General features: G+C 47.0%; 25 protein-coding genes. All 25 read right to left on the bottom strand.

Features of this window, described 5'->3' with window-relative positions; genetic code table 11:
* Positions 1-189 precede the first annotated feature (189 nt).
* Positions 190-993: a sporulation transcription factor Spo0A gene (spo0A, locus tag G9G57_RS09325; RefSeq protein WP_013371763.1), complete on the bottom strand. Its 804-nt coding sequence runs from the start codon at positions 991-993 to the stop codon at positions 190-192.
* A gap of 216 nt (positions 994-1,209) precedes the next feature.
* Positions 1,210-2,370: a SpoIVB peptidase gene (spoIVB, locus tag G9G57_RS09320; protein WP_164964871.1), complete on the bottom strand. Its 1,161-nt coding sequence runs from the start codon at positions 2,368-2,370 to the stop codon at positions 1,210-1,212.
* A gap of 123 nt (positions 2,371-2,493) precedes the next feature.
* On the bottom strand, positions 2,494-4,212 hold the full coding sequence (gene recN, locus G9G57_RS09315; RefSeq protein ID WP_017427503.1) for a DNA repair protein RecN: 1,719 nt from the start codon (positions 4,210-4,212) through the stop codon (positions 2,494-2,496).
* Positions 4,213-4,270: 58 nt separating this feature from the next.
* On the bottom strand, positions 4,271-4,720 hold the full coding sequence (gene ahrC, locus G9G57_RS09310; protein WP_013371768.1) for a transcriptional regulator AhrC/ArgR: 450 nt from the start codon (positions 4,718-4,720) through the stop codon (positions 4,271-4,273).
* Between the two features lie 16 nt (positions 4,721-4,736).
* On the bottom strand, positions 4,737-5,213 hold the full coding sequence (locus tag G9G57_RS09305) for a hypothetical protein (protein ID WP_016822282.1): 477 nt from the start codon (positions 5,211-5,213) through the stop codon (positions 4,737-4,739).
* 154 nt (positions 5,214-5,367) lie between these two features.
* A complete protein-coding gene (locus tag G9G57_RS09300) occupies positions 5,368-6,219 on the bottom strand; it encodes a TlyA family RNA methyltransferase (protein ID WP_016822283.1) in 852 nt (283 codons plus the stop codon).
* Between the two features lie 75 nt (positions 6,220-6,294).
* On the bottom strand, positions 6,295-8,193 hold the full coding sequence (dxs, locus tag G9G57_RS09295; RefSeq protein WP_038978033.1) for a 1-deoxy-D-xylulose-5-phosphate synthase: 1,899 nt from the start codon (positions 8,191-8,193) through the stop codon (positions 6,295-6,297).
* A gap of 107 nt (positions 8,194-8,300) precedes the next feature.
* A complete protein-coding gene (locus tag G9G57_RS09290) occupies positions 8,301-9,224 on the bottom strand; it encodes a polyprenyl synthetase family protein (protein ID WP_017427502.1) in 924 nt (307 codons plus the stop codon).
* Positions 9,196-9,456, bottom strand: coding sequence for an exodeoxyribonuclease VII small subunit (gene xseB, locus G9G57_RS09285; protein ID WP_013371773.1), 261 nt, complete (start codon positions 9,454-9,456; stop codon positions 9,196-9,198). The genes G9G57_RS09290 and xseB overlap by 29 nt, the downstream gene beginning before the upstream one ends.
* A complete protein-coding gene (xseA, locus tag G9G57_RS09280; protein ID WP_049800037.1) occupies positions 9,446-10,759 on the bottom strand; it encodes an exodeoxyribonuclease VII large subunit in 1,314 nt (437 codons plus the stop codon). The genes xseB and xseA overlap by 11 nt, the downstream gene beginning before the upstream one ends.
* A gap of 66 nt (positions 10,760-10,825) precedes the next feature.
* A complete protein-coding gene (gene folD / locus G9G57_RS09275) occupies positions 10,826-11,683 on the bottom strand; it encodes a bifunctional methylenetetrahydrofolate dehydrogenase/methenyltetrahydrofolate cyclohydrolase FolD (RefSeq protein WP_016822287.1) in 858 nt (285 codons plus the stop codon).
* Positions 11,684-11,720: 37 nt separating this feature from the next.
* Entirely contained in the window at positions 11,721-12,170 is a 450-nt protein-coding gene (gene nusB, locus G9G57_RS09270; protein ID WP_016822288.1) for a transcription antitermination factor NusB, read from the bottom strand.
* Positions 12,171-12,306: 136 nt separating this feature from the next.
* Positions 12,307-12,540 (bottom strand): DUF2273 domain-containing protein, encoded by a 234-nt coding sequence (locus G9G57_RS09265; RefSeq protein ID WP_016822290.1) that lies wholly within the window; start codon positions 12,538-12,540, stop codon positions 12,307-12,309.
* Between the two features lie 15 nt (positions 12,541-12,555).
* A complete protein-coding gene (amaP, locus tag G9G57_RS09260) occupies positions 12,556-13,095 on the bottom strand; it encodes an alkaline shock response membrane anchor protein AmaP (RefSeq protein ID WP_013371778.1) in 540 nt (179 codons plus the stop codon).
* Between the two features lie 73 nt (positions 13,096-13,168).
* Entirely contained in the window at positions 13,169-13,582 is a 414-nt protein-coding gene (locus tag G9G57_RS09255) for an Asp23/Gls24 family envelope stress response protein (protein WP_013310820.1), read from the bottom strand.
* Positions 13,583-13,707: 125 nt separating this feature from the next.
* Positions 13,708-15,051: an acetyl-CoA carboxylase biotin carboxylase subunit gene (gene accC / locus G9G57_RS09250; RefSeq protein WP_013371779.1), complete on the bottom strand. Its 1,344-nt coding sequence runs from the start codon at positions 15,049-15,051 to the stop codon at positions 13,708-13,710.
* A gap of 60 nt (positions 15,052-15,111) precedes the next feature.
* Positions 15,112-15,603, bottom strand: a complete 492-nt coding sequence (accB, locus tag G9G57_RS09245) for an acetyl-CoA carboxylase biotin carboxyl carrier protein (RefSeq protein ID WP_016822291.1) — start codon at positions 15,601-15,603, stop codon at positions 15,112-15,114.
* Between the two features lie 138 nt (positions 15,604-15,741).
* Positions 15,742-16,563 (bottom strand): SpoIIIAH-like family protein, encoded by an 822-nt coding sequence (locus G9G57_RS09240; RefSeq protein ID WP_164964870.1) that lies wholly within the window; start codon positions 16,561-16,563, stop codon positions 15,742-15,744.
* 62 nt (positions 16,564-16,625) lie between these two features.
* Positions 16,626-17,267, bottom strand: a complete 642-nt coding sequence (spoIIIAG, locus tag G9G57_RS09235) for a stage III sporulation protein AG (RefSeq protein WP_016822293.1) — start codon at positions 17,265-17,267, stop codon at positions 16,626-16,628.
* A 16-nt stretch (positions 17,268-17,283) separates the two neighbouring features.
* Positions 17,284-18,051: a stage III sporulation protein AF gene (gene spoIIIAF / locus G9G57_RS09230; RefSeq protein ID WP_044785233.1), complete on the bottom strand. Its 768-nt coding sequence runs from the start codon at positions 18,049-18,051 to the stop codon at positions 17,284-17,286.
* Positions 18,052-18,089: 38 nt separating this feature from the next.
* Positions 18,090-19,280, bottom strand: coding sequence for a stage III sporulation protein AE (spoIIIAE, locus tag G9G57_RS09225; RefSeq protein ID WP_017427498.1), 1,191 nt, complete (start codon positions 19,278-19,280; stop codon positions 18,090-18,092).
* 12 nt (positions 19,281-19,292) lie between these two features.
* Complete coding sequence (spoIIIAD, locus tag G9G57_RS09220; RefSeq protein WP_013371785.1) at positions 19,293-19,682, bottom strand: stage III sporulation protein AD; 390 nt, start codon at positions 19,680-19,682, stop codon at positions 19,293-19,295.
* 8 nt (positions 19,683-19,690) lie between these two features.
* On the bottom strand, positions 19,691-19,894 hold the full coding sequence (spoIIIAC, locus tag G9G57_RS09215) for a stage III sporulation protein AC (RefSeq protein ID WP_010345636.1): 204 nt from the start codon (positions 19,892-19,894) through the stop codon (positions 19,691-19,693).
* 12 nt (positions 19,895-19,906) lie between these two features.
* Positions 19,907-20,425: a stage III sporulation protein SpoIIIAB gene (gene spoIIIAB / locus G9G57_RS09210; protein ID WP_013371786.1), complete on the bottom strand. Its 519-nt coding sequence runs from the start codon at positions 20,423-20,425 to the stop codon at positions 19,907-19,909.
* Positions 20,418-21,413, bottom strand: coding sequence for a stage III sporulation protein AA (gene spoIIIAA / locus G9G57_RS09205; RefSeq protein WP_164964869.1), 996 nt, complete (start codon positions 21,411-21,413; stop codon positions 20,418-20,420). The genes spoIIIAB and spoIIIAA overlap by 8 nt, the downstream gene beginning before the upstream one ends.
* Positions 21,414-21,679: the final 266 nt, after the last annotated feature.

The raw sequence follows: 21,679 nt of genomic DNA, 5'->3' as shown, positions 1-21,679 counted from the left end.
CGTATATCCACTAGAATTAAAGCCCTCCTTAGTGTTAGAGACTTAGTTTAAGGGTAGCAGACAGCAGTACAGGTAGAGGCAAATAGATTGTTAGGTTAAAATTCAAAATTGTTCGTAAAAAAATACCGCTTATTTATCGGTCTGGATGAACCAATAAACAAGCGGTATCCATTAATCATCCTGATCCTTTCAGGACACCTTATTCTCAATCCGCAATTTGTCTGCGACCATCGCTATAAATTCTGAGTTCGTTGGTTTGGACTTGCTGATATTAATAGTGTAGCCGAACAGGTGAGAGATGCTGTCGATATTTCCACGGGTCCATGCTACCTCAATAGCATGACGAATGGCGCGTTCTACGCGGGATGCCGTCGTTTTGAACTTTTCGGCAATTGCCGGATATAGGGTTTTGGTGATGGCTCCCAAAATTTCGATATTATTGTACACCATCGTAATGGCTTCGCGTAGATATTGATAACCCTTGATGTGAGCTGGTACACCAATCTCATGGATGATAGCCGTGATGCTGGCATCCAGGTTTTTCGTCTTACCCATAGGCACAACGTTGGACCGCATAGATGAAACGGTTACCGGACTGTTGCTGACTAATTGCGGTCCTACCAATTGGCGTATACGGTTCGCAAGCACTTCCATATCAAACGGCTTCAAAATATAATAAGATGCCCCGAGTTGAACGGCCCTTTGTGTAATATTTTCTTGACCGAATGCAGTCAGCATAATGATTTTCGGTTGTGGAGTCAGGTTCATTTCTCTCAAACGCTCCAATACACCGAGACCATCCAGATGAGGCATAATAATATCTAAAATAAGTACATCAGGTATGTTGCGGGATTCTGCGATGCGTTGGAGTACTTCTTCACCATTGAAGGCGATTCCTGTAACTTCCATATCCTCCTGATCGGAAATATATTCAGCAAGCAAATTCGTAAATTCCCGGTTGTCATCAGCCAACAATACCTCAATTTTTTGCAATGTACTTCCTCCTTAGTGAGTGTTATTCCATTGGGACATCTGTTTGCATTAAATAAATATTTCTTGTCGGAGTATATGATTTCGACATCGAATTATGAATTCCTTCTGTCGAAAATTATTTTTATTTATTTTTTTTATAAATTCAATTATAATTGAATTTTTATCTTGCAAATCTGAGTTATTCCTCTCCTTTTCGACAAAAAAATCTTAAGGCCACTAGCTCGCCTTAAGATTAGAGGATGACTTCAAGCTCAGTTTATTATGCATGATTCCTGCGTCACGCAACATCCATTCGATAAAACATCCGTAACCTGATTTAGGATCATTAACAAATACATGCGTTACAGCTCCGATCAGCTTACCATTTTGGATAATCGGACTCCCACTCATCCCTTGCACGATTCCGCCGGTCTTATCTAATAGCTTTGGATCTACAACCCGAATCACAAGCCCTTTGGTTGCTGGTTTATCCTGCTGAGAAATGTGTACAATTTCTGCCTGAAAACGCTGAATTTGTTGACCTTCCAGTACAGTCAAAATTTCTGCTGGTCCTTCTTTTACTTCATTCGCAAGTCCCACCGGAATGGGCGTCGAATACAATCCATTTTGCGGCTCATCTGACATTTTCCCAAATATTCCAAAGTTCGTATTTCGTTCAATATTTCCTAAGATCCGATGATCCTTGAGAAAATGAGCACGTTTCTCTCCGGGTTCCCCACTCTGGCTTTTCGCAATTGACGTCACATTGGATTGCACAATCTCTCCGCTGCCCACGACAATGGGAGTTTGAGTATTCATATCAGTAATTACATGACCCAAGGCCCCGTAAACCCCCTGATCCGGTGCATAAAACGTTAATGTACCTACGCCTGCAGCCGAGTCTCTAATATATAACCCGAGCCGCCACGCTTTATCCTCTTGATCATATGCTGGGGTTAACTTGGTGGAGATCGTCTGTTCGCCTCGACAAAGCGTGATGTCAAGCGGCTTTTTGTTTTTACCTGCCTCGTCCACGGCTTCCGCTACCCTGGCGAGACTATTGAGGGGTTTGCCGTTCATGTGTGTAATACGGTCCCCTAGACGAATACCAGCTGTCTCACCAGGTGACACCTTACGATCATTGCTTTCCTGAATGATATGGTGACCAACGACAAGCACTCCTGAAGATTTTACTTTGACCCCGATCGTCTGGCCCCCTGGGTATACTTTCAAATCGGGAACCACGCTTTCCTGGGTTGTTTTCATGCTTTTAGAGCCGAACAAATCCAAAGAAGCTTGTAGAGGCAGCGCTGCTTGCACATGCTGAGCGTTACCGAGAGAACACATAAGAAAAACAAGCAAAAGACCGAGCAATTTGATCCTGGAGAAAAAATTCAATGGCTGTCACGCTCCCTTTGCTTCTTTCGCTTGACGAGTAAAGGTGGTCGCCAATTGCGTACCTATAAGGTAACCTTGCCCCCAGGCTTTTATAACTGTTAATCATTACGCCAGCCGCTCTTTTCAGGCTTTCTTTCCTTCCGCCAAATTCAGCATTTCCTGTGCGTGATGCAATGTTTTCTCGGTAATTTCTACGCCGCCCAGCATCCGTGCCAATTCCTTGACCCGACCTTCCTCCGTTAGTCCCTCAATTTGAGTCATGGTTCGTCCGTCATGCACATTTTTTTCAATCAGGTACTGATGATCTGCCATACACGCCACCTGCGGCAAATGAGTAATGGAAAACACCTGACAAACGGAAGACAAACGATACAGCTTCTCGGCTATAGACTGAGCTGCACGACCACTTACCCCGGTATCCACCTCGTCAAAAATGAGCACCGGTATTTGATCATGACGCGCAAAAATACTTTTCATTGCCAACATAATACGTGATAACTCACCACCAGAAGCGATTTTACCGAGTGGGCGAAGTGGCTCACCTGGATTGGGCGAAATCAGAAATTCCGCATTATCTATCCCTTGCTTGGTAGGTCGTACCTTTAGACCCTTATATTCATATCCCCGTGGATCTTCAATTGGATCAATGCGTACCTTGAGTGACGTTCTTTCCATTTGAAGATCTTTTAATTCCTGCTCTACTTGCTCTGCAAGCTCTTCGGCACAAATTTCACGCGCTTCTGTAAGCTCTTCAGCAATCTCCAGCAAATCCGAAAGCAACTCATCCCGCTTTGCAATGAGCTGCTCCAGCCGCTCATCTTTATTTTCCAACAGATCGGTTTCCTGCTCAATACGGCTATAGTATTCCAAAATCTGTTCTATACTATCACCATATTTTCGCTGTAGTCCGGTAATTTGATTCAAACGTTGCTCCACCTCATGCAGCTTGCCCGGATTAAATTCAATATCCTCACGATAAGAACGTAATTGAAACGCTGCATCCTCCAACTGATAGAAAGCAGACTGAATCTGCTCCGCAATGGGCTGAAGACTTTTACTATCATAGCTCTGAACATCATTTAATCTGGACAACACGTTATTGACCGTATCCAGCCCGCCTCTGCCACTTAACAGCTCATATGCTCCTGATATTCCATCCATCATTTTCTCACTATGGGATAGCTTGACCCGTTCCTCTGCCAATAATTCATCTTCACCCAATTTTAATTCTGCCGCAGCGATCTCTTCCAATTGGAAACGATACATGTCCAATAGCTGATAAGCCTTTTGACTGGAGCTTTGCAATTCCCTTACTTCTTTTTCCGCTTTGACAAAAGCATTGTAGCGCTCCCTGTAAAGCGCTTTGACTGGACCGATGACTGAATCACCGAACGTATCCAGCAGCGCCAGATGTCGATCTGCACGCAGCAAGCTTTGATGCTCATGCTGCCCATGAATATTAACGAGTTGCTCACCTACCTCACGCAACATCGTTAAATTAACCATCTGACCGTTAATTCGAGATGAACTTTTCCCTTGAACCGTAAGTTCTCGACGAATCAGTAAATGCTCTTCTGGGTTAGCCTTAATCCCTTGTTCCTCCAACGTACTCCAAACGGGATGTTTGACCGGCAGTTCAAACAAGGCCTCCATTTCTGCTTTATCACAACCGTAACGCACAAGATCAGCAGAGCCCCTGCCGCCCGCAATCAGCCCAAGTGCGTCAATAATAATGGATTTACCAGCACCAGTTTCCCCGCTCAATACATGAAATCCTTTATAAAAATGAACATCGACAGCCTCTACGACTGCCAAATTCCGTATAGACAAAGTGACCAGCATCGTTCTTTCACCTCTATGATGTACAAATTAAAACGCCTAATATGCGTAGCCTTTATAATTAGGAAATGTAGCCCATAAGACGATTCACGATAGTTTCACTGTTTTCTTCCGATCGGCAAATAATCAAAATGGTGTCATCCCCGCTAATCGTACCCATGACTTCAGACCATTCAATATTATCTAATAAAGCAGCAATCGAGTTAGCTGTTCCTGGCAGGCACTTCATCACAATCAGATTGGTTGTGTAGTCAATATGCAAAAAGTTGTCAACCAATGTACGTTTCAGTTTCTGCGTCGGATTGTAACGCTGATCTGAAGGCATCGAATATTTATATCTGCCGTCGTCCATTGGGACCTTTATGAGCAGCAGTTCTTTGATATCCCGGGATACAGTGGCCTGGGTGACCTGAAAACCAGCCTCACGCAATGCTTCAACTAGATCATCCTGCGTTTCAATCTCATGTTGTGAAATAATTTCCCTGATTTTAATATGTCGTTGACCCTTCATATAATCCTCCTATGGATTAACCTTCATATTCCTCTTCTTCGAGGTCTTCCACTAATGTAATAAGGCGAATACTTTTCTCGTCCGTATCAACGTACAATACCCCCGCACAACCCGGATAGAGCAGCAAATAAGGCATAAGCCTGTCCCGTAAATCAGGACCGTTCCACTCCATAGGTTTCTTGCGGCGTGACGTTTTGACCATATATGTCGAACCGTTACGTACAGCTACGTAGTCAATAAACAAACGGCTATACACGGTATGTCCATTCACTTTAAAAGCAAGCGGTATTTTCATTTTCCCGCCCACCACCTCATATCCTGCTTCCTCCAGTTGGTCCACAGCAGGTCCTTCGTTCAAATCCTCATTAATCGGTATCGTTTTTAGCACAAGCGGTCCCGGCTCCTTTAACCAGGCACGCAGGCTATAAAAAGCCCATATCCCTAATATCACCCCGATCACAGTGATGATAACCGTATCGTATCGCGTGTCCATGAACCGATCACCTCATGGACATATTCTAGGACATGACGCAAAATTCCTTTTCATCTGTACATCCATTATAGGCGAACGTGAGTTCTACAAGCAATCCCTCACACCAAAAAGAGGTTCTCTTAAGTTCACAGAACTCATGGAGAACCCCTGAATGTCACTTACGCGATGGGCCATTATTAAAAGTCTGACCTGCTTCCTGAACAGTTCGTTCAATCAGTGGACTGTAATCCATCTTCTCCAGCTGCGATTCTGCGGCCGGGAGCCCATCCAAACGCCAATGCGCTAAAAATTCAATATTTCCTTCGCCGCCTGTAATCGGGGAAAAGGCCAAGCCTTGCAACGTAAGTCCAAGCTCATGTGCAAACATCAAGATGGTCTGCAACACTTCTTTATGCGTAGCAGGTTCTCGAACCACGCCAGATTTCCCAACCTTTTCGCGACCAGCTTCGAATTGAGGCTTGATTAGAGCTACAATATCAGCAGGTTGATGCAGCAATGCAAGCAATGGCGGCAAAATAATTCGTAACGAAATAAAAGAAACATCAATACTTGCGAAATTAGGCACAGGACCACTCAAATCCGCAGGTGTCATATATCTGAAATTCGTTTTCTCCATAACGCATACACGCTCATCATTACGAAGTGACCAATCCAGCTGATTATACCCCACGTCAATGGCATACACGTACTGAGCTCCATGTTGAAGCGCACAATCCGTAAAACCTCCGGTTGATGAACCGATATCTAGCATCGTCCTGCCCTTCATATCCAGCTCGAATTGACGGATGGCCTTTTCGAGCTTCAACCCTCCACGGCTTACATACGGATGCACCGAACCTTTAACTTTAAGCTCACTGGAACGTGGTACCTTCATTCCCGCTTTCTCGATCCGTTCACTGTCCGCCAACACTAAACCTGCCATGATCGCGGCTTTAGCTTTTTCGCGGCTTTCAAAAAAACCTTGTTCTACAAGCAATACATCAATGCGTTCCTTCGGAACAGACATGTTAATCTCCCTTTAGGCAGCCAGGCTGCTCTTGTCATACTTTTTATAAAATCATGTTGTTTACTTTAAGTTATCCTATACAGATTGCCCCATGCCATATGCTGGCTCAGCGGACCACTTACGCAGCTTTAAGCACACAGCTTCAACGGTAAGTCCCACTTCAGCGCGTTGCTCTTTGATGGAGCCGTGCTCCACAAACAGATCGGGAATCCCCATTAACCGCACCTGTGCATCTTGTATTTCTTCTTTGGCGTAAAATTCCAGTACAGCACTACCCAAACTTCCTGCTTCAGAAGCTTCTTCCAATACGATCAGCTTCGTATGCTGGCGGGCCAGCTCACGCAACATCTCCTCATCCAAAGGCTTGAGGAAGCGAGCATTTACAACGCCCACTTGCATACCCTCACGTTTCATCGCCTCCGCAGCCTCTGTCGCCACTTGGAGCATCGGTCCTGAAGCGATTACAGCGAAGCCCTCACCTTTACGCAGAAGCTCCCAACTGCCGATAGGAATAACCCGCAATTCTTTATCCAACGGCACGCCAACCACATTAACACGTGGGTAACGATAAGCAATTGGACCGTCTTCGTAGTCAAGTGCTGTTTTCATCATATGGCGGAGCTCATTTTCATCCTTTGGCATCATAAGCACAAGATTCGGGATATGACGCAAAAATGCTACATCAAACACGCCATGATGAGTTTCACCGTCAGCACCAACAAAACCAGCACGATCAATCGCGAACATCACGTTGGCATTATGACGACAAATATCGTGCACAATTTGGTCATATGCACGCTGCATAAAAGTGGAATACACCGCAAATATCGGCTTCATCCCTTCCATTGCTAACGCTGCACACATGGTTGCAGCATGCTGCTCAGCAATGCCGACGTCGATCATACGTGTAGGAAACTCTTTACTAAAAGGTACTAGTCCTGATCCACCAGGCATTGCAGGGGTGACCGCAATGATGCGCTCATCCTGTTCAGCCAGCTCAATCAGCGTTCTACCGAAAATTTCCGTATACATCGGATTGCCTACAGCTTTGAGTACCTGACCTGATTCAATTTTGTATGGACTGATGCCGTGCCACTTGTGTGAATCGGCCTCCGCAGGCTTATAGCCTTTACCCTTGGTGGTTACGACATGCACTAATACAGGGCCGGTCACGTTATCAGCCTGCTGAAAAGTCTCAATTAGCTTGGACAAATCATGTCCGTCCACCGGACCAAGATACGTAAATCCCAGCTCTTCAAACAGCACACCTGGAACCATCATATATTTAAGACTGTCCTTGACGCGGCCAGCCGATTTGGCAAGTTTACCGCCTATAGCGGGTATTTTTTTTAGCAAAACTTCCAGCTCATCCTTTGCCCGCAAATAGTGACGGTCCGAGCGAATTTTGCTCAAATAATTATGCATGGCTCCTACATTCGGGGCGATGGACATTTCATTATCATTCAGAATGACCATTAAATTTTTACGTTCATGACCAATATGGTTTAATGCTTCGAAGGCCATGCCCCCAGTCAACGCGCCGTCTCCGATCATTGCAATAACTTTATTGTCCTCGCCCTTCAAATCACGTGCCAAGGCCATCCCCATTGCAGCCGAAAGGGAAGTGCTGCTATGTCCAGCTTCCCAAACATCATGCTCGCTCTCGCTTCTTTTTACAAAACCACAAAGTCCATCACGCTGACGAAGTGTATCAAAACGATCCATTCGCCCTGTCAATATTTTGTGCACGTAGGCTTGGTGCCCAACGTCATAAATCATCTTGTCCTTTGGACTGTTATAGCAATAATGCAGGGCGATCGTGAGCTCAACCACTCCCAGATTCGATGCCAGATGCCCCCCAGTCACGGACAGCTTCTCAATCAAAAAGCTCCTGATTTCCTCGGCTAGAGAAGCCAACTCCTCAACCGACAGTGATTTCAGATCGCCTGGTTGCTTTATGTGTGGAAGCAGCACGCATATCTCCCCGCTTTCCTTCAAGTTTGTGTGTAAAGTTAACAAGTATTATATCACACTTTTGGACTGTGCTTAAACGCAGACAAGTCAAACCAGTTCTAACGCTACTAATGATCACGCTTCATCAGGTAATCCGCTATCTCCAGCAAGCGTGAATAATCGGGAATACCACCTTCTGCAATCACTTTTTTGGCAGATGCTGTGAGTTCCTCCACTTGTCGTAGAGATGCGTCCATACCAATGAAATACGGATAGGTAACCTTCTCCTGTTCAACATCACTCTGCGTTTTTTTCCCCATTTTGCTTTCATCGCCTATGAGATCCAATATATCGTCCTGAATTTGAAAGGCCAAGCCCAGATCTCGTCCAAAGCGGCGAAGTGCCTCTAGTTGACTCTTGTCTGCCCCACCAATCCGTCCACCTGCCAAGAGTGAGAAAATGATCAAATCAGCCGTTTTGTGAAGGTGGATATATTCTAGTTCCTCGATCCCCGTCATTCCCTGCTCGCCCGACATATCTGCGACCTGTCCACCTACCATGCCTCTGGCACCGCTCATTTCGGATAAATCCTCAACTATGGACAATAGCGCGTCGGAAGAAACCCCGTGACGACGACCCGCCTGCACGATGCTATAAAATGCATGGGTCAGCAAAGCATCGCCCGCAAGAACAGCAACCGCCTCGCCGTATACCTTATGATTCGTCAGCTTTCCTCGCCGATAATCATCATCATCCATCGCCGGCAAGTCATCGTGAATGAGGGAATACGTATGTACCATTTCTACCGCACATGCTACTGGCAACGCCGTTTCCCTGCTTCCACCAAATGCTTCCGCAGCGGCGATCACAAGCAGAGGCCGCAGCCGTTTACCGCCTGCGGTCAGTGAATAGTTCATAGATTCTCGAAGAACATCTGGAATGTCCCAATGCGCCGGAAACTGCTCGGTCAATGCAGACGAAACTGCATCCGCCGTCACAGTCAAATATTCCTTGAACGACAGTCTATTCAAGCCCTTCACCGCCGTTTTCATCCAATCCACCGCCGAAAGGCTTCTTGCGCAAATCTCCATCCTCTTCCACGATCATTTCAATTTTACGTTCGACCTGTTCCAGCTTCTGACTGCAAAGCTGAGACAGCTTCATCCCCCGCTGGAACAAATCAATGGCTTGCTCCAGAGGAACGTCTCCATGCTCCAGTTGTCCGACAATTTCTTCAAGAGCGGCCATGGCCGCTTCAAAATTCAATTCCGCTTCATTCGCCACCGTGCTTCGCGTCCTCCTTCATTCCCCATACTTGACAGTCTAACTGTCCGTCACTCACTTTTATCTTGATAGAATCTCCCGGTTGTACATCTTTGAGCGACTTGATTAGCCGTTTCTCCTGCTCATCGTATACCAAGCTGTAGCCTCGGGCCATGACTTTGAGCGGACTCAGCGCATCCAGCTGACGAATTCCGGTATGAAGCTGCTGCCGCCCCGTTTTTGTGATCGCACGCATCGCAGACTCCAGCTGACGTTGTGCCATATCCGTCTGCTTGCGCGCCGAACGAATTTGTTCACGCGGATTAAACCGCTCTAGTACCTGACGCATACGCGCGTTTTTCTCTGCGTTTAAGCGTGAACGGTTAGCCGCTGCGCGGATCAGACGCTGATGCAGCATGTCCATCCGCTCTGCATGCTGGAGCATGTAGCGGCGCGGATGCAGCAACACTGGCGAACGCCGAAGCCTCATCAAGCGTTCACGACTGGCTTCCAACCGCTGCCTAAGGGCATTACGCAACCGCTGCTCCCGCTGAAGCAGCTGATCCCGAAGCTCTCCCTGATGAGGCACAGCCAGCTCAGCTGCTGCGGTCGGCGTCGCTGCGCGTAAGTCAGCCACAAAATCGGCAATGGTAAAATCCGTTTCGTGTCCAACGGCCGAAATCACAGGAATGACCGATGCGTAAATGGCACGCGCAACCGCTTCCTCATTAAAGGCCCACAGTTCTTCTAAGGAGCCACCACCCCGTCCGACGATCATCACCTGAACCTCCTGCATACGATTCATGGCTTCAATTGCCTTAACGATCGAGGGGGCAGCACCTTTTCCTTGCACAAGAACTGGATACAACACGATTCCAGCCTGCGGGTATCGCCGTTGAAGTGTCGTGATAATATCACGCACAGCCGCTCCGGTCGGTGACGTAATTACGCCAATGGTCGCAGGGTGAGCAGGGAGATTCCGTTTGCGAGTGGTATCAAACAGCCCTTCTGCATCAAGCTTTTGTTTGAGTTGTTCATAAGCCAGATAAAGGCTGCCTATACCGTCAGGCTGCATTTGAGTCGCATAAAATTGATATTGACCATCCCGTTCATACACGGATACGTTTCCCCGGGCGATAACACGCGTACCTTCTTTCGGTACGAAAGGGAGCCGTCTATTATGAGTTGCAAACATAATCGAACGTATGCGGCTCCCCTCATCCTTGAGCGTAAAATACATGTGACCACTCGAATGATGCGTAAAGTTAGAAATTTCCCCGCGTATCCATACATCAGACAGCACCTGATCGGATTCCAGTTTCATCCGGATATAGCGATTCAGGTCCTGTATAGAATAAATACGTTGTTGTTCAGCCACAGGCAGCTGCCTTTATGCCAAACCGTGCGACCGCTTGGCCGCTACGAGCGTATTTTGCATCAGCATTGTAATCGTCATTGGGCCTACTCCGCCGGGAACAGGCGTAATCGGACCGGACACTTGCTTTACGCTCTCAAAATCAACGTCACCCGCCAGCTTTCCGTTCTCCAGACGATTCATTCCCACATCGATAACTACTGCACCCGGCTTTACATACGAAGCATCGATGAAATTGGCTTTGCCGATGGCAACGACCAAAATATCCGCTTGTTTACTGAGCTCGGCAATATTCGCTGTACGAGAGTGACACATCGTAACCGTAGCATTTTCACGCTGCAGCAATAATGATACAGGCTTGCCCACGATATTACTGCGACCAATAACAACTGCATGTTTACCAGCTATTTCTACTCCAGCGCGTTTGATTAACTCAATGACTCCAGCGGGAGTGCAAGGCAATAGGCTATCATCGCCGATGACCAGATTCCCTACGTTTACCGGATGAAATCCGTCAACATCTTTCTCCACTGCAATCGCGTCAATGACAGCTTTTTCCTGAATATGCTTTGGCAATGGCAGTTGCACCAAAATCCCATGGATATTACTTTGATGATTCAGCTTATCCACCAGTTTCAGTAATGCTTCTTGCGAAGTATCTGCCGCCAATCGATGAACCTCAGAGTAATAGCCGAGATCATGACACGCCTTTTCCTTATTTTTAACATACACCTGAGAAGCAGGATCTTCGCCTACCAGTACAACAGCCAGTCCGGGTTGAAAGCTGTGTTCTTTCAAACGAATGACCTCTTGCTGAATGCTTGCCCGAATATCCTGAGAGATTTGTTTACCATCAATGATCGGTGCTGACATGTTTAACCACTCCCCAACCTGATTCAGTAGTCTCTAATTAAAAACGTGCTTTCAATTGCTCCAGCTCTTGTATCACTCGTCCCAGCACACCATTAACAAATTTACCCGATTCCTCGGTACCAAAGTGCTTCGACAACTCAATTGCTTCATTGACTGCTACCTTGGCTGGAACATCCTCGCGGAAAATCATTTCATATACCGCAAGCCTCAAAATTTGACGATCTACACGTGAAAGTCGGCTGATCTGCCAGCCTTTCAGGTAATCCGCCAACAGCCCGTCAATCGCTTCCTTGTGCTCCCATGTGCCACGCACATGCTCCAAAACATACGCTCTTAACACTGCCGAGTTTTTAATTACGACTTCGGCTTCGTTTTCCTCAGCCGCTTCCTGAAGCAGCATGTCCACAGCTGCCGCCGCTTCCACTTCATTCATTTCCATATGGTACATACTCTGTACCGCTAATTCCCTCGCCAGACGTCTTTTCATGCCCTGCCTCCTACGCTTACCTATATCTATTTTTCATTCTAACCAATTTCCACAAAAAAACCTGTGAACGCATCCTCCAAAACCGTTGGGCGCAAATAAGCTACAGCTGTATTTTGGAGAACACGTATCACAGGGTTCATTTAAAAGGACGCCAACGCTGCGACAACCATTCGCTCCATTCTTTCCAAGGGAAGAATGGACCAAGCGCTGAATCGCTACGTCTTCCTAGCGTATATCCGATGAACACCATCAATGCAAAGAACAACATATTCCAAAAGCCTGCCCACAAGTAAATAAAACCGAAAAAAATACCGGCCGTGATCCCCATGATCCGGCCCTTGTAACTTCCCCATATTTCTTTCCAGGGCATCAGGGAAAATCACCTCTATTCCACACGACTCTTAAAGCTTGGTGACTGAGAAACATTAGCGATGTACACCGACACATTGGATACTGGAATTCCTGTAATCTCTTCCACATGGTCGTGTACCCCCTTTTGTACCTCGGAGGTTAACACCGGAATGGAGCTTTCCCCGTCAACAATCGCCCGAATCGTAATATCAAGTCCCGATTCCAACACACGAACGCGTGCTTTCAGATCCTGCATCCCGCGAAATCGGGAAGCCGCTTTGAGGCACAGGTTTTCGATGGTATCCACCGAAATCTGAATATCACCGTATTCGGTTCGCTGATCAATAGAATGCTGTACGGTTTGGTTCCGTCGAATAGAGATATAAAAAACCCGAAGACTCAATAACAACAGAACTCCTGCAATAATCAAGCTGGTAAACCACACCACTCGCTCATCCTCAATACTTAAAACATACGGAATGGCCCCGCTCAGGAGGAGGATGGCGAGAATGGAGATAATTCCGATACTTAAGCTGTACAAAAACAGCAGAAGTCTGTCCATAACTTTAGCCACGAAACGCACAGCCTCCTTAAATTAGAGTAAACCCTCGACCCATAAGGGTCGGGGGTTTGTACAAAGTATCGCTCTATTTAACCCGTCCGGCGCCCAGCACTTCCGGCTCTTCTACTTTTTCAGCATTTTTGAATTGAACATCGTGAATTTGCACGTTCACTTCTACCACGTTAAGACCTGTCATGTTTTCAATGGAACGCTTAACATTATGCTGAATAGCAGCAGCCACCTCAGGCAGACGGTTACCATACTCAATAATGACGGAGACGTCTACAGCAGCTTCACGCTGTCCGACTTCCACTTTTACACCTTTAGATAAATTTTTGCGGCCTAGCAGTTCGGCAAATCCGCCAGCAAATCCGCCACTCATTCCCGCAACGCCCGGCACCTCAACGGTAGCCAGTCCGGCAATGACTTCAATAACTTCCGGGGCAATTTGAATCTCCCCAATTTCTGTACGTTCGAATTCGGTTGGCACTGTGCTCATACCTTCAACACCTTTCGGTCAAAATAAGTTTCATTCCAGCTTTGGATATCAAAGCAGACATGCTCACTTATTATCCATACTATATCATTTGGCGTTCATTATGACAAACTGAGGAAATATACCGATTAAACTTCGTTTTCCTCCAAAAATTTAATATCAAAATCGCCTTCAATAAAGGTCGGATGCTCTAGTAAGCGCTGGTGAAAAGAAATCGTTGTGGGTATGCCCTCAATAGCAAACTCAGCTAAAGCCCGCTTCATTTTGGCAATCGCCTCCTGCCGTGTAGGCGCCCATACAATCAGCTTGGCAATCATAGAGTCATAATAAGGAGGAATGCTATAACCTGGATAAGCAGCGCTGTCTACCCGCACTCCAGGACCGCCCGGAGGCAGATAAAATCCGATTTTACCCGGTGCAGGCATAAAATTACGATCCGGGTCCTCAGCGTTAATACGGCATTCGATTGCCCACCCATTAATCGTGACTTCTTCCTGCGTAAAGGAAAGCGGATGCCCTTCAGCAACCGAAATCATTTCTTTAATCAGGTCTACACCGGTAATCATTTCTGTTACTGGGTGCTCCACCTGAATACGCGTGTTCATTTCCATGAAATAGAATTTATTGTCCGGACCAAGCAAAAATTCAAGCGTACCTGCGCCAGAGTATTGAACGGCCAAAGCTGCACGAACAGCTGCCTGTCCCATTTCTTCACGAACATCCTGTGAAAGTACTGGACATGGTGCTTCCTCCAACAACTTCTGACGACGACGCTGAACAGAGCAGTCCCGTTCACCCAAGTAGGCAACATTACCATGCTTGTCCGCTATGATCTGTATTTCCACGTGTTTCATACCTGTCAGATATTTTTCCAGATACACGCCCGCATTGCCAAAGGCCTTCTGCGCTTCCTGCTGAGCAGTCGTGATTTGCTGGATAAGATTATCCTCATCTTCAGCGATACGAATACCTTTACCACCACCACCTGCTGTGGCCTTGATAATGACCGGATATCCGATATCACGTGCGATACTGATTGCATCCTGTACATCCTCAACCAGTCCGTCTGAACCTGGAATAACCGGAACCCCGGCATCCTTCATGGTCTGCTTGGCTACAGCCTTATCTCCCATTTTGTTAATTGCTTCAGGAGAAGGTCCAATAAACGTAATATTGCATGATTCGCAAATTTCAGCGAAGTCTGCATTTTCCGCCAAAAATCCGTAACCTGGATGAATGGCATCACATTCAGTCAATGTAGCAACACTCATCAGGTTCGTAAAATTAAGATAGCTGTCCTTAGACAACGTCGGTCCGATACAGTAAGCCTCATCTGCGAGACGCACATGCAACGAATCCTTGTCAGCTTCCGAATAGACGGCAACTGTCGAAATATTCATTTCGCGGCAAGCGCGAATGATACGAACTGCAATTTCTCCACGGTTCGCGATTAATACTTTTTGAAATGTCATGACTTTATCCTCCCTGGGAGCAGTCTTGCCGAACCCTCAAAAAGGGGTCAAACAAGCTTTTTACTCCGGTTTCACAAGGAACAATGGCTGGCCATACTCAACCAACTGTCCGTTTTCGGCCAAAATTTCCACAATTTCGCCCTTCACTTCAGCTTCCAACTCGTTCATCAACTTCATCGCTTCAATGATACATACCGTTGTTTTATCGCCTACTTTACTGCCGATACTCACATACGGAGCCGTATCCGGGGATGAAGAACTATAGAAAGTGCCTACCATCGGAGATACGATTTTATGTAGATTGCTTGCATATTCCTTCGGTTCCCCAGCAGTTGCATGTCCAACATCGGACTGTACTTGTGGATTCGGAATTGCAGCTTGTGGCGCCACTGTATAAGCAGGTGCTGTTACAGGAGCCTGTACCGTAACGATCTCGCTTTTACCCGGTTTACGGATCATGAGGCGAGTTCCTTCATTTTCAATTTCAAGCTCATGCACAGACGTTTCATCCACCAGCTTGATCAATTCCTTAATCTCGCTTAATTTAAACATCTCTATTAATCACTCCTTCAGCATTTTGCCGGTTGCTGATAACATTTTTGAAACAGCTTTATGTATTATATCACAATCATTAAAAATAGAAAGAGCCCGGGATTGTGCAGAAATCCGGGCTTTTTCGCGTTTTTTGTCTTATTGTGTAACATACTGGACACTGATCTTGTCCTGCGTTACGTTTAATTCCTTCATGACTTTATCGACAATCGTTACCGCTTGCTTAGCATCCAATTTTTCACTCAGAACCACTACTTTGTATTTATCAGCATCTTCCTCGCGGACGACTGCATTGGCGAATTGCTGCTGCAGTTCTTCTTCGATGCCGGTAATTTTGGCCTGTTTATCTTCAAGTACATGCAATTCCTTTTGTGCCTCTGCAGCTTTCTGCGGTGTACTATCATTCATTGCCGTAGTCAGCTCGTCATTTTTCTTTTGATTTTCCACATCCCGCTCCAGTAAATAGTTGTCAATCACAGCTGCCGCTGTTGGTTGGGCTGCTTGTTCGTTTGCTACTTGATCAAGTACCTGCTTGTCGGTTTTGGCGCTAGAAGCTGCTTTGTCATCACTTTTAGCTGTCGTGCCTGTCTTAGCTGTAGTTGTGTTTTGATTGGATGCAGTCGATTCAGTAGCAGGGGCGGCGGCTGTGTCTTTATCACCTTTTGATGGTTCTGTTGCTGGATCAGTTGTAGAAGCTGTGTCCTTTGTGGAAGTCTCTGCCGTTCCGTCAGTTACTTCTCCATTGGTTACTACTTCATTTACTTTCAGTTCGTTCATTTGTTCTTCTGCCTTTGTCGTTGCTTCCTGTGCAGCATCCTGTTTAACCTTGCTCACCTGCTCGCTGTCCGCTACTGGCGGATTCACCGGACTTGAGTCCTCCGTAAACAAATAATATGCAGACAGTACCACCATTAAACTCAGCATGGACACCAGCCAAACGGTTTGTCTTTTATTATTCATGTTCTGTCCTCCATATTCATAAGTGGTTTGCAATATTAACTTCTTTGTTCCCCAATTCCATATTATCCCTGCTTACGCGGAACGACTGATATTTTGTATGAAGGTACGTTTAGTCCCTTCTGCACAGCATCCACAATGAGCTGCTTCACCGTAGGGTTTTCTGCCCCCATAGCCACAACAAGCACTCCCCTTACCTGTGGTTTTACTTTTTTGGTAACAATCGGGGTGTGCTGACCGCCCGATGATTCATAGGTGACAATCTCACCATCGCGTGTATATTGAGTAGTGTGCCTTTGTCCACCATTGGCGTCCGACTCGTTATTTTCTTCCTGCATGTCTTTCACATTCCGTTGAACGATCACTTCTTCGGTAGAATCTACCGTAACCATGACATCGACGGTTCCTACGCCAACAATCTGCTCCAGCATCTGTTTCATATTGTCCTCAAAAGCCTTCTCGATTCCGGCAAAGGAACTGTCCTCACCTACCGTTGTTTCTAACGCAGGCTCATTTTTCATTACGCCAGGCGGTTCTCTCCCTACGTTTTCCGGGTCGACTTTTTTCACATTAACGAATGAATTAAAGAGCATAATCGCTACACCGATAAGGCCAAGAATAAGTAGCCAACGAAATGAATTGAACCTTTTCGCTCCGTCCCCCCCTCCACCCATCCATTGCTCCAGCTTTTTCCTCCATTTGCCCATTTCGGTTCACCTCCTGTTACCATTCATGTGTTCCATCCTGCGAATTAATCACCTGAACATGTGTGCTGTCGATCCCCCATTTTTCACGTAGAATTCCTGTGATTAAACCAAAAGCTTTCTGATCCGCAGATTTGCCATTCTCTGTGGTTTCGTCAGGACTACGATCATCTTCTCGCGTTCCTTCATTATGATTAGAGGGTTTTGACTGTGTCGGCTCCACACGAATATTCACTGTCTTTTCAGCTACAGGCTCCACCATAATCGGCTTGACATCTGTACCCAGCGGGATGTTTGTGTTTTCTTCTTTTTCTGCCTTCTGCTCCGCCAATTTAACCACTACTGACTGAACACCCGTTCCTGCCTCTAGCCCCGATTCTTTCTGCTGAATCTGCGTAAGGGTCACCTGGACCGACTGAATTGCTAACCCAGTGTACTGCTCCAATTGCCCTTTCATTTCCTTAGCTACCTCTTTGCCTGCCCATTGCATGGAGCTTTGTTCCTGCTGTTGCTTTAGCTGTTTGCCTTTGGCTAAGATCTCTTCCAATGTCGGTTCCCTATTACCTGTCTCTGCCTGGCGTTGCAGATCCAATGCGCGCCCCAGAACCTCTGAGGGACTGCTGCTCAGCAAGCGCACAATCGGAGACAGCAATGTCAGCAATACAAGCAGGCTGAGTACGAGTTTGACATACCTTTCCATAGATCGGCTCGGTAAGATCATATCGACAAAAGAAGCCAGCAGCACGATTAGCACTAGTTCCTTGAGCCAGCCTCCCAGCCAGGTCACGTCACTCGCCTCCCTCTCGTTGGATTATGTGCATGTATTCACCTCATCATGACCGTCATGTTACCTGCTGCGAGCATGACGGTAATCGCAAGGAAGGACATTAATCCCACTGCCGCCAGTGCCGCAAAAACATAAATCATACTCTTGCCGATGGCATCCAGACATTCCACAATAGGCGTATCTCCCAAAGGCTGCATGATTGCTGCGGTCACTTTATAAATGAGAGCTAGTGTCAGAATTTTGAGAGCAGGAAAAGCACACAGGAACAAAATAATGATGACTCCCACAAGGCCGATGGCATTTTTAACGAGCAGTGATGCCGAAATGACCGTATCCGTCGCATCTGCCAGCGCCTTGCCTACCACCGGAACAAAGCTACCTGTAATATATTTAGCTGTACGGATTGTTAATCCGTCAGTAACCGAAGAGGTTAATCCCTGTACCGAAATGACTCCTAGAAAAATAGTCAGAAGCACTCCCAGCACGGCAACACCCGCGTTCCGCAGTAGATCAGCTAACTGGGTCAGCTTGTATTTGCCCGTGAGCGAGTTGACCAAGTACAGCACAGCCGAGAAGAACAGCAGCGGGAAAACAAGCGTATGAATAACTGTTCCGACCGTGTTGATCATAAATACAATCAGCGGGTGGGTCACCGAAACGGTGACAACGTTACCCATCGAGGCCAACATGGTAAACAGCAAGGGCAACATCGCCATCATGAAATGAATCATGCTGTCAATTGCTTCTTTGGCATAACCAATCGCTACACTAAAGCTATTAATCGCCAAAATGATAATGACCATGTACACGATAGCGTAGGCAACTTTGCTGACCTGCTTGCTTTCAAAAGCGCTTTGCAGCGTTTCCAGCACCATACTCATAATGCTAAGCATGACGATGGTGACGAGCAGCTTGGCATTCACCCGGATTTCATGGATGAAAAAATCAGCTATGGCCATCAACACACCTTTTATGCTGAATCCTTCACCACCCGGAAGCAGCATGTCCATGAAAGAAGGCGTTTTCTGGTCAGGGAAAAATCCGCCGTATTGCTTCATGAGTCCGTCCCAATAATGTTCAACATCATCTTTGGGCATTTGCTCCGCCTGTTGTCTGATCCATTCGTTTGTAGGTGTATCTGCGAAGAGGACCGCAGCCGAGGCGCACCAGAGACATAGCAGCAAAATCACAATAACTTTGAGATTCGGCATGCCCCCCAGCCGTTTCATGGCATCACCCCCTCAGGCGGGCATCAGCTTCAGAATGGTATCAATAATAATGCTGATAATCGGGATTGCGAGTACCATGATGAGTACCTTTCCAGTAAGCTCTATTTTGGAAGCTATGCCGTCTTGTCCCGCATCCCGTACGATCTGTGCTCCAAATTCAGCAATATAAGCGATACCGATTATTTTTAATACGGTTTTAAAATAAATCATGTCCATCCCTGAAGACCTGGCCAGTCGCTCCAGCACGGCAACCACAGATCCGATCTTGCCAATCAGCAGCAAAAAAATGACGATTCCCGCAGCTGTTGCAATCAAAAAGGCAAACATCGGCTTCTGTTCCTTGATAACTAAGATGAGGACTGTGGCAACGAGGGCGAAGCCCACCACTTGTATGATTTCCATGTGTTCACCTACTGAAAAAGAAAAATAGATTTGATCTCTTGCAGAAGGTTATCCAGCATTCGTACCACCATGAACAGCACGACAACGAAACCGATGACCGTCACCCAGTGTGCCATGTCTTCCTTGCCCATTTGCTTTAGTACGGTATGAATCATAGCGATAATAATGCCAATTCCGGCAATCTGGAAAATTGCGTTCACTTCTAAATTCATTCGAGCACCCCGCTAATAGATCAAAATGACGATCAATGCTCCGATCAGCAGTCCCAGGCTTCTGCTCATACGCTCGTATCTCACCTGATCTGCCTGCGCCTGCGCTTCTTCATGGGATAACTGCTGGATGGTCAGCGCAATGTGCTTGATCTGGTCTTCACGGTCGCTGGTTCCAAGGCTGTAAGCAAGCTGACGCATCGCTTCCTTCTCGGCCTGCTTCATAGAGGAACGGCTCCACGAGACTTCAATCGCTTTATGCAAGCTTTCTCTGGCGGTCAGGCCAAAAGAGGGGTGCATCCAGCGTGAGGCTTGCTGAAACAGAGAGCGCAGCGGCTCTCGCAAGGGCTCTCCAGTCTTGGCGAATGCATCTGGTAACGGAGACACCCCGTAAGAAACCTCGGTGGTCAGTCTTTGCAGTGCGAGAATTAACTCTCTGATTTGCCGCGGCCTCATGGCAAATTGTCTCGCCCGCTGCCAGCCTGCCAGTGTGGTGGCTAGTATAACCAAGACAGCTCCCAGCAGCTTAAGCATAGGAGATGCCCCCGTTCTGCCCTTCTCCAGGCAGTGTCAGCCTGCGCTGCTTGGCATCTGCCAGCCGAAAAGAGACGCCCCGGCTCGTCCGCTCCAGCATGACATAGAGCTGGAACAGCTCCTGTCCTGTAGCTAATCCGGCAAAGGCAGATCGGCTCGCCATTTCAGCCACATCACGACCATGTGCGGAAGCAATGACTGCGATGCCTGCATGAAGCGCTTCACATACCGCTTCCGCATCTTCTGGCCGCCCGATTTCATCCACAATCAGGACATCCGGTGACATCGAGCGAATCATCATCATCATACCCTCCGCTTTCGGACATCCGTCCAATACATCGGTGCGAGGTCCGACATCAAAGCCGGGGATGCCCTTGTGACTACCGGCGATCTCAGAACGTTCATCTATAATGCCCACCTTAAGTCCATTTCGTCGCCCTCCGTTGCTTTGCATCCCTCCGTAACTCAGTTGTCGAGCCAAGTCCCTAAGCAACGTCGTCTTGCCATGCTGAGGCGGTGACAAGATGAGCGTATGCCGTATCGTCCCGGATTTTTGATCCGCTACATAAGGCAATATCCGATCAGCTATGCCAGGAATGGCCCGAGCAATTCGTACATTAAAGCTGCTTATATCCCTCAAATGCTCTACTCGCCCTCGGTTAAGCACAGTTCTCCCTGCCAAGCCAACACGATGACCGCCAGGGATGGTAATAAACCCTTTGCGAAGCTCCTCTTCCATGGTGTACAGGGAATGATTACTGATAAAATCCAGCAATCGGTGGGCATCCTCGCGGTTAGGCTTATAGGCTTCAACAGGATTCAAAGTCAGCCGACCAGCAGTCGTTACAAAATGATGATCACCATTCGCATTAACTTCCAGCGGCCTTCCTTCCCGGACCCGAATTTCTTCCAGTTGCTTAAATACCGTTTCTGGAAGCCTTCCGAGTATACCGTGCAACGGTTCCGGAAATAACTCCAGCCATTCCATACCAGTGCCGCCTCCTCACAGTTGTCCTTTTTCTTTAAGACAAGTCTATGGCTGACTCTCGCTTTTTATGCCGAAAATATATTGAAAATCCAGTCGAACCTTTGATCACTCCTATCCATGCTCAGCGGACCTTTCCCCGCTCATTCAAGCACCTTTCCCTGCTTTGTATAATAAAAAAAGGCTCCCTCGATGCCTTGGTGGCTAAGGGATACCCTTAAATATAGAAGCTAGATTTACAGCAAAAAGAGGCTGTTCCACAGTCTGTC

The sequence above is a fragment of the Paenibacillus sp. EKM211P genome (assembly GCF_011066175.1).
In the GTDB taxonomy this organism is placed as follows: Bacteria; Bacillota; Bacilli; order Paenibacillales; family Paenibacillaceae; genus Paenibacillus; species Paenibacillus polymyxa.
Note: the sequence above shows the minus strand (reverse complement) of the source record. Positions and strands in the feature narration are given on the sequence as shown.

Excerpts from the sequence above, each read along its gene's own strand:
- recN (WP_017427503.1), bottom strand. The coding sequence starts at position 4,212 with ATGCTGGTCACTTTGTCTATACGGAATTTGGCAGTCGTAGAGGCTGTC.
- ahrC (WP_013371768.1), bottom strand. The coding sequence starts at position 4,720 with ATGAAGGGTCAACGACATATTAAAATCAGGGAAATTATTTCACAACAT.
- G9G57_RS09305 (WP_016822282.1), bottom strand. The coding sequence starts at position 5,213 with ATGGACACGCGATACGATACGGTTATCATCACTGTGATCGGGGTGATA.
- G9G57_RS09300 (WP_016822283.1), bottom strand. The coding sequence starts at position 6,219 with ATGTCTGTTCCGAAGGAACGCATTGATGTATTGCTTGTAGAACAAGGT.
- G9G57_RS09290 (WP_017427502.1), bottom strand. The coding sequence starts at position 9,224 with ATGAAAACGGCGGTGAAGGGCTTGAATAGACTGTCGTTCAAGGAATAT.
- xseA (WP_049800037.1), bottom strand. The coding sequence starts at position 10,759 with ATGAAACTGGAATCCGATCAGGTGCTGTCTGATGTATGGATACGCGGG.
- folD (WP_016822287.1), bottom strand. The coding sequence starts at position 11,683 with ATGTCAGCACCGATCATTGATGGTAAACAAATCTCTCAGGATATTCGG.
- nusB (WP_016822288.1), bottom strand. The coding sequence starts at position 12,170 with ATGAAAAGACGTCTGGCGAGGGAATTAGCGGTACAGAGTATGTACCAT.
- G9G57_RS09265 (WP_016822290.1), bottom strand. The coding sequence starts at position 12,540 with ATGCCCTGGAAAGAAATATGGGGAAGTTACAAGGGCCGGATCATGGGG.
- G9G57_RS09255 (WP_013310820.1), bottom strand. The coding sequence starts at position 13,582 with ATGAGCACAGTGCCAACCGAATTCGAACGTACAGAAATTGGGGAGATT.
- accC (WP_013371779.1), bottom strand. The coding sequence starts at position 15,051 with ATGACATTTCAAAAAGTATTAATCGCGAACCGTGGAGAAATTGCAGTT.
- accB (WP_016822291.1), bottom strand. The coding sequence starts at position 15,603 with ATGTTTAAATTAAGCGAGATTAAGGAATTGATCAAGCTGGTGGATGAA.
- G9G57_RS09240 (WP_164964870.1), bottom strand. The coding sequence starts at position 16,563 with ATGAATAATAAAAGACAAACCGTTTGGCTGGTGTCCATGCTGAGTTTA.
- spoIIIAG (WP_016822293.1), bottom strand. The coding sequence starts at position 17,267 with ATGGGCAAATGGAGGAAAAAGCTGGAGCAATGGATGGGTGGAGGGGGG.
- spoIIIAE (WP_017427498.1), bottom strand. The coding sequence starts at position 19,280 with ATGAAACGGCTGGGGGGCATGCCGAATCTCAAAGTTATTGTGATTTTG.
- spoIIIAD (WP_013371785.1), bottom strand. The coding sequence starts at position 19,682 with ATGGAAATCATACAAGTGGTGGGCTTCGCCCTCGTTGCCACAGTCCTC.
- spoIIIAC (WP_010345636.1), bottom strand. The coding sequence starts at position 19,894 with ATGAATTTAGAAGTGAACGCAATTTTCCAGATTGCCGGAATTGGCATT.
- spoIIIAB (WP_013371786.1), bottom strand. The coding sequence starts at position 20,425 with ATGCTTAAGCTGCTGGGAGCTGTCTTGGTTATACTAGCCACCACACTG.
- spoIIIAA (WP_164964869.1), bottom strand. The coding sequence starts at position 21,413 with ATGGAATGGCTGGAGTTATTTCCGGAACCGTTGCACGGTATACTCGGA.